The 13,858-nt window shown below is 54.8% G+C and carries 16 protein-coding genes; 13 read left to right on the top strand and 3 right to left on the bottom strand.

Translation table 11 applies throughout. The features are described from left to right. Window positions 1-27 precede the first annotated feature (27 nt). The 3 genes from madL to DW350_RS03755 all read left to right on the top strand — a co-directional run bounded on the left by madL (window position 28) and on the right by DW350_RS03755 (window position 2,190). A complete protein-coding gene (gene madL, locus DW350_RS03765) occupies window positions 28-438 on the top strand; it encodes a malonate transporter subunit MadL (RefSeq protein WP_115717592.1) in 411 nt (136 codons plus the stop codon). Next, window positions 431-1,201 carry a malonate transporter subunit MadM gene (madM, locus tag DW350_RS03760; RefSeq protein ID WP_115717591.1) on the top strand — a complete coding sequence of 257 codons (771 nt, stop codon included), beginning with the start codon at window positions 431-433 and terminating at the stop codon, window positions 1,199-1,201. The genes madL and madM overlap by 8 nt, the downstream gene beginning before the upstream one ends. Window positions 1,202-1,278: 77 nt before the next feature. Continuing rightward, entirely contained in the window at window positions 1,279-2,190 is a 912-nt protein-coding gene (locus DW350_RS03755; protein WP_115717590.1) for a LysR substrate-binding domain-containing protein, read from the top strand. A 23-nt stretch (window positions 2,191-2,213) separates the two neighbouring features. On the opposite strand, the gene DW350_RS03750 is transcribed toward DW350_RS03755, so the two are convergent. Together DW350_RS03750 and DW350_RS03745 are read right to left on the bottom strand one after the other, a co-directional pair. Continuing rightward, window positions 2,214-2,936, bottom strand: a complete 723-nt coding sequence (locus DW350_RS03750) for an anti-sigma factor family protein (protein WP_115717589.1) — start codon at window positions 2,934-2,936, stop codon at window positions 2,214-2,216. Further along, window positions 2,933-3,445 carry an RNA polymerase sigma factor gene (locus tag DW350_RS03745; protein ID WP_115717588.1) on the bottom strand — a complete coding sequence of 171 codons (513 nt, stop codon included), beginning with the start codon at window positions 3,443-3,445 and terminating at the stop codon, window positions 2,933-2,935. The genes DW350_RS03750 and DW350_RS03745 overlap by 4 nt, the downstream gene beginning before the upstream one ends. A 119-nt stretch (window positions 3,446-3,564) precedes the next feature. On the opposite strand from DW350_RS03745, the gene DW350_RS03740 reads away from it, so the two are divergent. The 8 genes from DW350_RS03740 to DW350_RS03705 all read left to right on the top strand — a co-directional run bounded on the left by DW350_RS03740 (window position 3,565) and on the right by DW350_RS03705 (window position 11,286). Further along, complete coding sequence (locus DW350_RS03740) at window positions 3,565-4,596, top strand: catalase family peroxidase (RefSeq protein ID WP_115717587.1); 1,032 nt, start codon at window positions 3,565-3,567, stop codon at window positions 4,594-4,596. Next, window positions 4,593-5,126 carry a cytochrome b gene (locus tag DW350_RS03735; RefSeq protein ID WP_115717586.1) on the top strand — a complete coding sequence of 178 codons (534 nt, stop codon included), beginning with the start codon at window positions 4,593-4,595 and terminating at the stop codon, window positions 5,124-5,126. Before DW350_RS03740 ends, DW350_RS03735 begins: the two co-directional genes overlap by 4 nt. A gap of 99 nt (window positions 5,127-5,225) precedes the next feature. Next, the gene (locus DW350_RS03730) at window positions 5,226-5,888 is read left to right on the top strand and encodes a CerR family C-terminal domain-containing protein (protein WP_115717585.1); all 663 of its coding nucleotides are present in this window, start codon (window positions 5,226-5,228) and stop codon (window positions 5,886-5,888) included. Next, the gene (gene hlyD / locus DW350_RS03725) at window positions 5,888-6,862 is read left to right on the top strand and encodes a secretion protein HlyD (RefSeq protein ID WP_115717584.1); all 975 of its coding nucleotides are present in this window, start codon (window positions 5,888-5,890) and stop codon (window positions 6,860-6,862) included. Before DW350_RS03730 ends, hlyD begins: the two co-directional genes overlap by 1 nt. 1 nt (window position 6,863) lies before the next feature. After that, window positions 6,864-8,543 (top strand): ATP-binding cassette domain-containing protein, encoded by a 1,680-nt coding sequence (locus DW350_RS03720; RefSeq protein WP_115717583.1) that lies wholly within the window; start codon window positions 6,864-6,866, stop codon window positions 8,541-8,543. After that, window positions 8,540-9,634 carry an ABC transporter permease gene (locus tag DW350_RS03715; protein WP_115717582.1) on the top strand — a complete coding sequence of 365 codons (1,095 nt, stop codon included), beginning with the start codon at window positions 8,540-8,542 and terminating at the stop codon, window positions 9,632-9,634. Before DW350_RS03720 ends, DW350_RS03715 begins: the two co-directional genes overlap by 4 nt. Before the next feature lie 2 nt (window positions 9,635-9,636). Continuing rightward, window positions 9,637-10,719: an ABC transporter permease gene (locus DW350_RS03710; RefSeq protein WP_115717581.1), complete on the top strand. Its 1,083-nt coding sequence runs from the start codon at window positions 9,637-9,639 to the stop codon at window positions 10,717-10,719. A gap of 21 nt (window positions 10,720-10,740) precedes the next feature. Next, window positions 10,741-11,286 carry a hypothetical protein gene (locus DW350_RS03705; RefSeq protein ID WP_115717580.1) on the top strand — a complete coding sequence of 182 codons (546 nt, stop codon included), beginning with the start codon at window positions 10,741-10,743 and terminating at the stop codon, window positions 11,284-11,286. A gap of 37 nt (window positions 11,287-11,323) precedes the next feature. Here the strand turns inward: DW350_RS03705 and DW350_RS03700 are convergent, their stop codons facing one another. Then, a complete protein-coding gene (locus tag DW350_RS03700) occupies window positions 11,324-12,271 on the bottom strand; it encodes a TDT family transporter (protein ID WP_226911382.1) in 948 nt (315 codons plus the stop codon). Window positions 12,272-12,376: 105 nt separating this feature from the next. Here DW350_RS03700 and DW350_RS03695 point away from each other — a divergent pair, with 105 nt between their 5' ends. Together DW350_RS03695 and DW350_RS03690 are read left to right on the top strand one after the other, a co-directional pair. Then, the gene (locus tag DW350_RS03695; protein ID WP_115717579.1) at window positions 12,377-13,249 is read left to right on the top strand and encodes a LysR family transcriptional regulator; all 873 of its coding nucleotides are present in this window, start codon (window positions 12,377-12,379) and stop codon (window positions 13,247-13,249) included. Between the two features lie 178 nt (window positions 13,250-13,427). After that, window positions 13,428-13,802 (top strand): hypothetical protein, encoded by a 375-nt coding sequence (locus DW350_RS03690; RefSeq protein ID WP_115717578.1) that lies wholly within the window; start codon window positions 13,428-13,430, stop codon window positions 13,800-13,802. Window positions 13,803-13,858 lie beyond the last annotated feature (56 nt).

Below are 13,858 nucleotides of genomic sequence, written 5' to 3'. Positions count from 1 at the left end.
TAACAATGAAGACAGCGGAGAAACACCATGATCATCTACGGCGTGACTTTACTGGCGGTATGCACCCTGCTGGGTGTCGCCATCGGCCAGATCCTTGGCACTCTCATCGGCATCCCCGCCAATGTCGGCGGCGTGGGTATTGCCATGATTTTGCTGGTGCTGGTGGGCAGTGCCCTGCAAAAACGTGGGGTTTTAGATATTAAAAGCGAACAGGGCATTGAGTTCTTCAGTGCCATTTATATCCCGGTGGTGGTGGCCATGGCGGCCAAGCAAAACGTCTATGGCGCACTCACCGGTGGCCCTATGGCCATTACCGCCGGAGTGGCGGCAGTGGTTATCGGCTTTGCCTTGGTGCCGGTGCTGGACCGTTGGGGGCGGGAAAAGCACGCGCAATCAGAAACAACCGTGAGCCAAACCAAGGAGCGCAGCCATGTTTGAAGCCTTAGAAAAGGTGTCTAACACCTACAGCATGGTGGTGGGCTTTGCCGTTATCGGTTTGGTGATGTGGCTGTCGTATTGGCTGTCGGCCAAGCTGACCTCGGGCCGCATCCACGGTAGCGCCATTGCCATTCTTTGCGGTTTGGTACTGGCCTATGTCGGTGGCGTGATTAGCGGCGGTAAGCACGGTTTGGTAGACCTGCCACTGCTGAGCGGCATCGGCATTGTCGGTGGCACCATGCTCAGAGACTTTGCCATTGTTGCTACCGGCTTCGGGGTGAATGTGCAGGAGCTTAAAAAGGCGGGGATCTCCGGGGTAGTGGCGCTGCTGCTAGGCGTGTTGTCCTCCTTTGTCGCGGGGGTAGCGGTGGCGATGGCCTTTGGCTACACCGATGCAGTTAGTCTGACCACCATCGGCGCGGGCGCTGTAACCTACATTGTGGGCCCGGTCACCGGCGCCGCTATTGGTGCCAGTTCAGAGGTCATGGCGCTGTCGATTGCCGCCGGTTTGGTGAAATCTATTCTGGTGATGGTGTCCACCCCCTTTGTGGCCAAATACATCGGCCTTAACAACCCGCGCACCGCCGTGCTGTTTGGCGGCTTAATGGGTACTTCCAGCGGCGTGGCCGCGGGCCTTGCTGCTACCGACCCGAAATTGGTGCCCTACGGCTGCTTAACTGCCGCCTTTTATACCGCTGCCGGTTGTTTGCTGGGGCCGTCGCTGCTGTTTATGGCAATGCTGGCCATCACCGGCCACCACTAAAGTCCCATTGCGCGTATTTTCTGCGCCACACATAGTCAAAGGGCCGGCTAACCGGCCTTTTGACTGTTGGGAGCAACGTGGACGACGGCATCACCCTTAAAAAGCTCGATATTTTCCTGACCTTTATGCGCACCGGCACCTTGGCAGAAGCGGCCGAGCAACTGGGGTTAAGCGGGGTGAGTGTGCACAGAGCCATTCACTCCCTGGAAGAAGCCTTAAAGTGCCCGCTGTTTCGCCAAGAAGGCAGGCTGCTGGTGCCACTGCCCAGTGCCCAGGTGTTGGCTGAACAAGGCCAGCAGCTGGTGGCAGCTTTGGATGACACCATAAAAGCGGTGCGCGAAACCGCCGGGGTTTATTCCAACCAGTTCAAACTGGGCGCCCTTTATTCGCTGACCCTAGGCACGGTGCCGCAGCTCATTGCCGGGCTTAAGCTTCGCAAGGGCGAGCTGAATATCGAGCTGACCTTAAATTCCAACACCCAGCTTTTTAATAAGCTCAAGGCCCTGGAGCTGGACGTGATTCTGGTGGCCTTGGAGCCCGGTTTTGAAGAGCCCGACTTTATTACCCTGCCACTCTACCAAGACGACATCTGCCTGGCGGTGCCGCCCGACTCGCCGCTGCAAAAGCTGGTGCAAACCAACCTCGATAACCTCAACGACGCAACCTTTGTCACCCTGGCCAAGGGCTTTGCCACCACCGATGACAGCTTCCGCGCTTTTAATAAAGCCGGCATGACGCCAAACGTGGTGATGCAGGTTTCGGATATTTTTTCGCTCATTAGCATGGTCAGCGCCGGTGTGGGCCTGGCACTACTACCACGACGGGTAGAAGCGGTATTTGAAAACAAAATTCGCCTCATTCCCCTGGCCCCCGACTGCCGGGTCACCCAGCAAATATCCATGGTTTGCTTGGCTAGCCGCGAACGCGACCCACGCATTTTAAGCTGCATTGCCGAATGCCGAAGCTACGCCAGGAAAATGGCGACCTAGCGCCCCCCGGCGGCGCGCCAGATTTACACCCCGCCAAAGGGCGACTTGGGCACCAAGGGATTGTCGTGCAGGCTCACTAGCGCGTAATTAAACGCCTTGTCGGACCAATAGCGGGCCAACAGGCTGCCGTCTTGGCGCTGGCCATCGGGCAGCATGTGGTGGTTGGGCCCAGGCGGGCGAATGAAGTACAACAATGTCTGGCCCTTGCCGTTGCGATACAGCACCATGGCTGCCGGCCCTTCGGCGGTAGCCATGAGTTTGGCCGCCACCCGTTTAAGGCCGTAGTCGGCCAGCTGCGGCGGCAAACTGGCCCCTTTAAAATGCTCGTCAAACCAGCCATCAAGCTCACTTTGGCTGACATTCTGGTCAGGGGTGTTACTGAACAACCGGTACGCCTCTACCGCATCATTCATCGGCGGCACCATGGCTTGATAGCGGCGGTCCTGATACTGGCTGCCGGCCAACCACCCGGCCCCCAACGCCAACACCAAAGCGGCGGCAGTGGCAAAGCGGCGCCGGTTATTTTGCCGCCGCTGGCGGCGAATGGCGGCCACATCCGGCCCTTTGGGTAAGGCACTGGCGGTGGCATCGAAGGCACTACGAAGCTCACTGGCATCGTTTTTAAAGGCAGCCAGCCGCGCTTGCTCTTCGGGATGGGTGGCTAAATAGGCTTGCACCCAAGGCCGTTGCTGCGGATCCAGCTCGCCATCAATGAACGCGTGAAGTTGCTGCTCTGTTGGCTTCATTTTACGACCCTCAAGGTGGTATCCATTGATACCGGTTTATCTTCCAGCAGTGATCTATACGCTTGGCGAGCCCGGGAAAGCCGCGACATCACGGTGCCAATGGGCACCGCCAGCGTTTCGCTAACCTGCTGATAACTCATGCCTTCAACCGATACCAATAGCAAGATGCTGCGCTGCGCCTCGGGCAATTGGGCAAACAGCGCCAGGCTGTGGTGCTGGTCCAAATGCTGCTCTAAAGAAGCACTTTGTGGCTCTTCACTACTAAAGAGCTGCAGTAACTTACCAAAACGGCTCTGGCGGCGCTGACCGTCGATAAAGTGGCGATACAAAATAGCAAACAGCCAGGAACGTAGCTCGCCGTCGTTATGCTTTTTGTCCCAACCGGCAATGGCCTTTTCTACCGTCGTCTGTACCAGATCGTCAGCATCAAAAGGGCTCTTGCTCAGTGACAGCGCAAAGCGCCTTAAGCCGGGGAGCTGCGCGGTAAGTAATTGATCGATGTCGTTCATGGCGGCCAGCTACAAGAAATCAGTGTGTATAGAACGTTTGGGTGATTTTTTTATTCCGCCATTGGAATAAAAAAAAGCCCCAAGCGTTATTGGCATGAAACCCATTATCAGGACCTGCCATGAACTTCAGCTCCACCTGGCAGCGCTGGGCCATTATCGCCCTAGCTGTTGCTATTCCCGCCCTGGTCTTTGCCTATGTGGCAGGCTGGTTGGCGCCACAGCGTTTAACGCCGGGAAAATTCGTCAATCAGTTAGAAACCGATGGTGGTGTCCACCCAGGTATGCGGCGTAACCATACCAAAGGGCTTTGTGTAAGCGGCTATTTTGTCAGTAATGGCAACGGCGAGCGGCTTTCCAGTGCACCCCTATTTAGCCCAGGCCAATACCCGGTAACCGGCCGTTTTTCGCTGCCGGGCGGTAACCCGCACGGTGACGATGCCAAGGCCGCGCCCAGGGCCCTTGGTCTGCGCATTAATGCGGGGCTGGGCCAGCAGTGGCGAATGGCCATGTTGTCGTCGCCGGTATTTTTAGTCGCTACCCCGCAAGCTTTCTTCACACTGTTAAAAGACAAGGCTCCCGATCCGGCCACCGGCAAACCGGACGGCGCCAAAATTGCCGCCTTTTTTAAGGCGCACCCGGAAACAGCGCCTTTTTTAAAATGGGCCAAAGAGCACAAACGTTCTGACAGCTTTGCCAGCACGCCCTTTAACAGCCTCGACAGCTTTGTGTTTACCAACAATAAAGGCCAAAGCCATTTTGTGCGCTGGCGCTTTTTGCCGCAAACCGCTTTCGCTCCACAGCCCGCAGACGCAGGCAATGATTTTCTCTTTAACGATATTGCCAAGCGCCTGGAGCAAGGGCCGGTGAAATGGCAACTGCAAGTGCAGGTTGCCAACCCAGGCGACCCGGTACTGGATGCCACCAAGGCCTGGCCCGCTGCTCGCCAGCATATTGATGTGGGCACCCTGGTGCTCACCCGCAGCCAATCACAAGATACCGGCGCTTGTGGCGACTTAAATTTTGACCCCACCATACTGCCGTCGGGGATGGCGCCGTCTGACGACCCACTACTGCCGGCTCGCTCGGCCGTTTACTCCAACGATTTTACTCGCCGCCTCGGTGAACGCGCCAAGATGGAGAAGCAATCATGACCCACACCTTTCCCGGCATTATTCGCGTCCTGCACTGGCTGATGGCGGCCGCCATTTTCACCATGCTTTTTGTCGGCGCCGGTATGGTGGCCACCGTATCCACCCGCCACACCTGGCTTTATGCACTGCACAAACCCTTAGGCATTGCTATTTTGGTGCTGGCCATACTGCGCTTGGTGGTACGGCTGACCAGCAAAACCCCGCCGCTGCCGGCCGACCTACCGTACTTTATGGCGCTGGTGGCTAAAGGCTCGCAGGTATTGCTTTACGCCTTAATGATTGCCATGCCGCTTATCGGCTGGCTGATGCTAAGCGCTGGCGGCTACCCGGTCAGCTTGGGTGGCGGTATTGCCTTGCCTGACTTGGTGGATAAATCCGACAGCCTTTATGCCCTGCTACGGCCCTTGCACACCGAACTGGCTTATTGCCTGCTGCTGTTGGTGCTTGGCCATTTAGGCGCCGCCCTGTTCCATGGCCTTATTCGCCGCGACGGAGTATTGGCCAGCATGACCTTTTCCCGAAAATCCTGAACGCCAGTGTGGTAGCTGGTCCTTCCCCGGTGCACTGGTTGCATCGGGGCTTTTTGCTGTCTATAGTTTGATCAAATTAGTCATTCGATTAACTAACTTATGGCCGACAGTAACCGCGGCGATATCACCCGCGACGCGCTCATTCAAACCGCTACCCGTGTGTTCGCTGAAGATGGCTTTCACGGCGTCAGTACCCGTACCATCGCCAACGAAGCCGGCGTTAACCAAGCACTGATCGGCTATCACTTCGGCAATAAAGAGGGCCTTTACCAAGCGGTATTTCAAAGCATTGGCACCACCATTGCCAAGAACCTTGACCCACTTAGGGCGGCCATCGACCAAGCCCTTAGCAACGCCTCAACCAACCTCACGCCAGCGGAGCGCCAAAGGCGCTACCTGCCGTTTTTAGAGCAGATCATCGACCGAATGCTGAGCCTGCTGCTAAGCGGCGAAACCGAATACTGGGCACAACTGATTGTGCGTGAGCAGCAAGCCCCAAGCGCCGCTTTTAACCAGCTCTATCAGCAGTTGATGGAACCCATATTGCAGGTGTTAAGCCGGGTATTGGGCCAACTACGCCCCGAGCTAAGCACCGCACAACAGGGCATGTTAGCAATGACATTATTGGGCCAAATTCTGGTGTGGCGTTTTGCTCGCGCCGCAGCATTTCGCTACCTCAATTGGCAACAAACACCTGACGTGGAAGGCATCAAAACCATGTTGCATCAAAACCTGTTAAGGCTTGTCCAAGGAGATAGGTGATGAAAAAGCCGCTTATCGCACTGTTGGTCTTGGTGATACTCGCGGCTGCCGGTTATGGCGGTTATCGTTACAGCCAGCAAGACAAAGGCCCACTTACCTTGTACGGCAATGTCGACATTCGCGAGCTTTCCCTGGCCTTTCGCCAAAGCGGCCGCCTGGCCAGCATGGCACTGCAAGAAGGCGACAGCGTACAAGCCGGGCAGCAAGTCGCCACCTTAGACAACCAACCCTTCCAAGATGCCCTGGCAGCCGCAAAAGCCAAAGCACTGCAGGCCAAGGCTAACCTCGACAAGCTCGAAGCCGGTAACCGCCGTCAACAGATTGACCAAGCCCAAGCGACTCTTAATCAAACCCAAGCAGTGCTGGGCGATCGCAAGCGTGAATTTAACCGCCAGCAAGGCCTGGCAAAAACCGGCGCCACCAGTCAGCAAAGTCTCGACAGTGCCCGTTATGCCTATGTTGAGGCGTTGGCCAACCGCAACTCAGCCAAAGCCAATTTATCGTTGTTAGAAGAAGGCGCCAGGGTAGAAGACATTGAAGCGGCCAAAGCAGCGCTCGCGGCAGCCAATGCCAGTGTTGCCCAGGCGCAAACGGCCTTGGACGACACTAAACTCATTGCCCCTTCTGCGGCCGTGGTACTTAGCCGCATTGTCGAACCTGGTGCCATGGTGACCAGCGCTAGCCCGGTTTATAACTTAGCGCTGCGTAACCCGGTATACATTCGCGCTTACGTGTCGGAAGTAAACCTTGGCAAGGTGCCACCAGGCACCCCGGTCACCATCAGTACCGACAGTTCCACTAAAACCTACCAAGGCCAGGTGGGCTTTGTATCAGCCAAGGCAGAATTCACCCCAAAATCGGTGCAAACCGAGGATCTACGTACCGACTTGGTTTACCGGCTGCGTATTGTGGTTACCCAAGGCGACAACAGCCTGCAACAAGGCATGCCGGTGACCATTACGTTGGACCACTGACATGAGCGCGATTTGCTTTGAACGGTTGCAAAAGGCCTTTGGCAGCACCCAAGCCTTAAAAAGCATTAGTGCCAACATTAAGCCCGGCATGCTCACCGGCCTTGCCGGGCCAGACGGGGCCGGTAAAACCACACTAATTCGGTTGATGGCAGGTCTATTACACCCCGATGCGGGCACCCTTGAGGTAGCAGGCTTGATACCGGATAAGAGCCCGGCATTAACCGGTAAAGTCGGTTACATGCCGCAGCGTTTTGGCCTTTACGAAGACTTGTCAGTTATAGAAAATCTCAACCTCTATGCCGACCTTAAATCCCTGCCGCTGGCCCGCCGGCAAAGTGCCATTGACGAGCTTCTCACCTTCACCAAATTGGCCACTTTTACCGGCCGCTTGGCAGGTAAGTTGTCCGGTGGCATGAAACAAAAGCTAGGTCTTGCCTGCGCCTTAATGGGCAAACCCGACGTGCTGCTGCTGGACGAGCCCGGAGTGGGGGTCGATCCGGTTAGTCGCCAGGATCTTTGGCGCATGGTAAACGCCTTAACCGACCAAGGCATGGCGGTACTCTGGGCGACCGCCTATTTAGATGAAGCGGCGCGCTGTGAAGAAGTGCTACTGCTAAACAGCGGCGAAATTGCCTACCAAGGGCCACCACAGCATCTAACCGACCGACTCAAAGGCCGCTGTTTTCGCTTGCTAAATCCCGCCATTAACAAACGGCAACTGCTGGCCAAAGCTCTTGATTTGCCGGCGGTGCGAGATGGAGTGATAGAAGGCGATGCCCTGCGGCTGGTACTAAGCGCAGGCCAAAACGCCAGCGCCCTTACCGAGCTAGGCGGCGAGGTATCCGCGGTTGCACCGCGCTTTGAAGACGCATTTATCGACCTGTTAGGGGGTGGCCCTGGTGGTCACTCAGCCCTGGCTGACACCATGGAGCCCATTGCCCGGCAGGATACGGCGGTGGTGAAATGCCACCATCTTAGCCGCCGCTTTGGCGATTTCGTTGCCACCAACAACGCCAATTTCACCGTACAGCAAGGGCAAATTTTTGGTCTGCTTGGCCCCAACGGGGCCGGTAAGTCCACCACCTTCAAAATGCTTTGTGGGCTGTTAAAGCCATCAACTGGCGAAGCGGAAGTCATGGGAATGAGTCTGGCCTCTGCCCCCAGTAAAGCCAAAGCCAAGCTCGGCTACATGGCGCAAAAATTCTCGCTTTATGGGCTGTTGTCAGTGGCGCAGAACCTGCGCTTTAGTGCCGGCGTTTACGGGCTAAAGGGCAAGCAAAAACGCCAGCGCATCACCAGCATGGTGGCAAGCTTTGGCCTGGCCCCTTTTCTCAACGACGCTCCCGACATGCTGTCACTGGGATTTAAACAGCGCCTTGCCCTGGCCTGCGCCTTGATGCACCGGCCACCTATTTTGTTTTTAGATGAACCCACCTCTGGCGTTGACCCCTTAACTCGCCGCGAATTTTGGAACCACATTAATGGCTTGGTGCGAAAAGGGGTCACGGTGCTGGTTACCACGCACTTTATGGACGAGGCCGAATACTGCGATACGGTGGCGCTGATGTATAAGGGCAACATCATTGCTCTGGACAGCCCAGATAACCTTAAAGCCAAAGCGGCAAGCGACAGTATGGAAGCGGCTTTTATTAAGCTTATTAACGCGGCAGAGCAGCCATGATCAGCCTTCGCCGTCTGGGCGCGCTAATTAAAAAGGAAAGTTTGCAAGTGGTTCGCGACCCGGCCGCCATTTTAATTGCCTTCGTGCTGCCGGTGATTTTGCTGTTTTTGTTTGCTTATGCGGTGTCATTGGATATTCGCGACATCAATATTGGCGTAGTGGCACAGTCAGACAGTGCCAAGGCCCAGCATCTTGCTGGCGCCTTTGCCGCCAGCCGCTATTTTCGGGTACACCCCGAACGGCAACGCCAAACCGCCCAGCAACAGCTAAGCGCCGGGCACATTCGTGGTTATGTGGTGATCCCCGCTGACTTTGATAAAAGGCTGGCCTTAGCTCGGCCACCTTATCTGCAAGTGATCACCGACGGCAGTCAGCCCAATACCGCTAACTTTGTCGCCATTTACGCCCAAGGGGTGGTTAGCCAGTGGCTAGGGGTGAGCCCCAGTACCGAACTGACACCCCGCATTTGGTATAACCCAGAGCTAGAAAGCCGCCGCTTTCTGGTACCAGGAGCCATTGCCATTATCATGACCATGATTGGCACCCTATTAACCGCGCTGGTACTGGCAAGGGAATGGGAAAGAGGCACCATGGAAGCCCTGCTGGCTACCCCGGCAACGGTGGTAGAGATTTTGCTGGGTAAGCTGCTGCCCTACTTCCTTTTGGGTTTACTGGCAACGGCGGGGGCGGCACTACTGGCCATAACCGTGTTTAAGGTGCCCCTGGCCGGGAGCTGGCTAAGCCTTTTGGTTTTGTCAGCGGTATTTTTGATCCCCGCCTTGGGCCAGGGTTTGGTGATTTCAGCGTTGGCAAAAAACCAATTTATTGCCGCGCAGATGGCACTTTTCACCGGCTTTTTACCGGCCTTTTTATTGTCGGGTTTTATCTTTGAAATTGATTCGATGCCTGCCCCTATCCGCTGGCTGACCCACATTATTGCCGCTCGCTACTTTATCGAATCGTTGCAAACGGTGTTTTTGGTAGGGGACCTCTGGCCACTATTTTTTAAAGACATGGGTGCCATGGCGCTAATTGGCTTGGCGTTTTTTACCATAGCCCGCTTAAAAACCCATAAGAGCCTGGAGGGTTAAGCATGCAACTTACCCGCCTGTGGGCACAAATCATCAAAGAATTATTAAGCCTGTTACGCGACCCTCGCTCACGGGTTATTTTGGTGGTGCCGCCGCTATTGCAGCTTTGTATCTTTGCCTTCGCAGCCACCTTGGAAGTAAAGAACGCTGACGTTGCGCTTTTTAGCCAGGACCAAGGCGCACCAGCGGTACGGCTAGTTAACGCCATCAGCCATGCCAGCTTTGTCGGTAAGGTCATTGAGGTGCAAGGCCAGCAGCAGCTGCGTTCACTGCTGGATAACCGCCAGGTGTTACTGGCAGTGCACATTCCACAAGATTATTCACGCAAGCTGTTATTAGGGAAAACCGGGCAAGTACAGGTGTTGCTAGATGGCCGCCGAGCTAACGCCGCGCAAATTGCCTTTGGCTATTTACAACAGATTGCCAGCGGCCTAAATAGCCAGATAGACCCCGTGGCGCTGCGCCATCACTTCAACCCGAATTTATTGTACCGCTGGTTTGTGGTACCGGGGCTGGCGGGTATTTTAGCGATGTTTATTGCTTTGGTGGTCACCGCATTGTCAATTGCCAGAGAACGGGAACTGGGCACCTTTGACCAGCTGTTGGTATCACCCAGTACACCGCTTGAAATTATTATTGCCAAGTGTTTACCAGCGGTACTGGTGGGCAGCATGCTCGGGCTTACCATGGTACTGGCCGCCCGCTTCGTTTTTGCGGTGCCCTTTAGCGGCCATGCGCTTTGGCTACTGTTGTCATTGCTGGTGTTTATTTTGTCCATTGTAGGGATAGGGCTAATGATTTCGGCACTGGCTGCTACCCAGCAACAAGCCATTCTTGGCGCCTTTGCGGTAGGGGTACCGATGATTTTAATGTCAGGGTTTGCAACCCCGGTCGAAAACATGCCCAGCACCTTGCAATGGATTGCGCAAATGTTACCGCTGACACATTTTTTGGTGATTGTTCAAGGTAGCTTTCTAAAAGCCCTACCGGTGGCCGTTATCATCCAGCATCTGTGGCCAATGGCACTGGCGGCACTGGTCAGCTTAAGCCTTGCCACCGTCATGGTAAAAAGCCGCCTGCAATAACCCACCTTATGGAATAACCAAATGAAGCAATGGATTACGCTGCTGCTGGCCTTATCTGGCCCGGTATTAGCCAACGAGAGCTGCGGGATGGTGAATGCCACCGCGCAGCTGCCAAGCGGGCAATGGGGTGTACGCTTAGCCAAACATAACGACCAGCAGCTGATGCCGAGCAACATCACCGCCAGCGCCGCCAACGAAGTAGGCCAGAGCCGTTTTATGGCCCTGGCCCTACAACCCGGCTGGCATAAATTGCAGGGTTATGTGGTGTGTATTCCCCCTTTTGGTAACGCCGCAGATGCCAGTGGTGGCAGCTACTGCGCCAATAAAAGTGTTGGGGGCAGCAGCGCAGATCGGGTGGATTTTTATATCCATGTTGAGAAAGACCAGCTATACCGCTTGGCGGCAAAACGTCTGGAACCACGCTCTTTAATACCGGGCAAGCGCTTTGAGGTAGTGGTTGAAAGCGCCCGCAGCAAGCCTTGTGAGGCAGCAAACCCCAAAGCCGCACTGAGCCGTCCGCCTAAGCCTGTTAAAGCGGCTCAGCAAGAGATAGTGATGAGCAACTGAGGCATAAAAAAACGCCGCCCTTGGGCGGCGTTTTTCATCACGCCAAAGCACGCTGATGCAAAGGGCTAAAAAAGAGTGCGTAACGTAGCGCCACGTAGCCAACAATAATGGTTGCGACCAAGAGCTCGACATCGGCCAGGCCGCGAAGCTGCGCCACCGATGTGGCATCAACACCCCATTTGGCAAAAAGGTGGCTGGTTTTAAACAATGCAGTAGAGCCGATCACCAGCGGGAAGGTAAAGGCTGCATAGCCAGGGCTAAAGGGTAAGCGCAGCAGTTTTACAAACGCCAGGTAAATAATGGCCGTCATTAGCACCGCAATGCCCAGCAGCACGGCAACCAGTACCGGCGACGGCGATGGCACCACCGTTAGGTAACCGGCCAAAGACAGGCTAGCGGGCGCCGCTAAAATGGCAATGGTGGGCTTGGCCGCGTCCGGCACATCTTCACTGAAGATAAGACGAAACAGCATCACCGGCAGCATGACACCGTAGCAAATAATGCCAAACCACAGCAGGCCATGGGCCAGCGGCGTAAAAACGCCACCCGGGCTTGCCACATCCGCCACAATGATCCCAACCGGCGGAACAAACCAACTGGGCACCATGTGGTGCAATTTAAAGTCTTTCAGCCGATGCCAAGTAAAGGTGGCCAAGAACAACAGGTGCAGCACCACAGCAAAGAGCCACAAGCCGTCACCAACATGGCCAGCAATGGCCTTCGACACCACCATGGTAGCCATGGCAAAGGTCGGCACCACACTTCCCACCACCGGGTGGGCGAGGTCATCTTTTAAAAGATGTGGGTGCAGTACGAATTTAACCACCAGTACTAACAACAGCACGCCGGCGATGACGGCCCCTAAGGCCTGGGCCCGGCCATCGAACAAACCGGTGTTTTCCCAACACCAACCAAGGCTACCAATCCCTAGAGCAAGGCCCGCCATGGGGGTCGGTGCGCCAGCAAAACGAGTGAGGTTACGCATGAGCTTACAGCTCCTTTTTGGCTGTTTTTTTCATGCCGCTATGATAAAAAGCCCTTAGCGTTATTAATATCTAAATGAATTAAACCAGTTGTTTAGGAAAGCTAAATGCCAAGCATCAAGCAATTGAAGGTTTTTGCCAGCATTGCCCGCCACGGCAACCTGGGCCAAGCCGCCCAAGAGTGCTTTATCAGCAAAGGGGCGGTGTCGCAGGCGCTGGGAGAATTAGAAAGGCAACTGGGCACGCCACTGTTTGACCGGGTACACCCCAGGCTAAAACTCAACGCCCAAGGCCGAGAACTGCAGCCCCTGGCTGAAGACGTGCTGGCCCGGGTTGACGATATTGTGCATTTGTTTGATGAAGGCGGTGACCCTACCGGTACCCTTAAACTCGGTGCCAGCCAGACCATTGGCAACTATTTATTGCCCTCGTTACTGGCAAAAGCCCCTGCCCTTGAGGCCAGAGTTAACATTGCCAATACCTACGAGCTTTGTGAAAAGCTGGCCCACTTCGAGCTCGACATTGCCCTAATTGAAGGGGAAAACCACCACCCCGACCTGGTTGCCGAGCACTGGCTAGACGACGAAATGCTATTGGTAGCCTGTGCAGGGCACCCTCTGGCCGGGCAATCTCAGGTGGGCTTTGACAGCCTCAATGGCTGCCCTTGGGTGCTTAGAGAGCCTCATTCTGGCAGCCGCGAACAGTTCGACCGCGACCTCGCACCACACATAGCCACCCTCGGCCCGGTTATGGAACTCAATGCCTTAGAAGCCATTATGATGGCGGTAGAAAACAATCTGGGGCTGACCTTCGTTTCCAGGCTGGCAGCCAATGACCGGCTAAACAGCGGGCGCCTGGTGGCATTGAATGTCGGTAAGCGCTACCGGCGGCAACTGCGGCTGATTTGGCACAAAAATAAATACCACAGCGCTTTGATTAAAAGCTTTATTACACTTTGCCAGGCTCAGGCGACCGGCTAAATGTTGCACATTAATCCTGTGAGATTATTTCCAACCGCTTGATTGAATATTAAACACATTTAAATTCATTGACTTATAAAAAAGCAAAAATATTGCATTTAACAAGTTAACGCTATTTTTACAGTTCGGCATAAGTTAAAAAACCGGTGCTACATTAGCAACAAACGAACTGGATAATATGAAAACAATTAGCTCTGTTGTACTGCTGGCGCTGGGTTTAAGTATGAGCGGCTGCGCAGCCATTGATAAGGTTTCACATAAGCTCGGTTATGAAACTGGCGTGCAGGTTACTGCCGCACAAATGAAAACCTTTACCGACGGTAAAACCACGCAAAAAGACGTAATAAAAGCCATTGGCCACCCGATGCGTAAAGAAATGATCCGCAGCACTGAGGCCTGGTATTACGACTATACCTACATCGCTCCCCTGCCCGGCCAAGCCAATACCTCAGAGGCAACTGTCTTCGAGTTCAACAGCAAAGGCATTCTAAAAAGCCACTATAAGACCGCCGCAAAAAGCCAAGATCCGCTAAGTAAAGCCGCGGGTATTTAACTGCGGCCACCTTTTTATGGTGGATTTACTCGCATAAAAAAAGCTCCCTATTGGGA

Origin of the sequence: Gallaecimonas mangrovi (genome assembly GCF_003367375.1) — a bacterium.
Lineage (GTDB): Bacteria > Pseudomonadota > Gammaproteobacteria > Enterobacterales > Gallaecimonadaceae > Gallaecimonas > Gallaecimonas mangrovi.
This window is presented reverse-complemented; position numbering and strand designations above follow the sequence as displayed.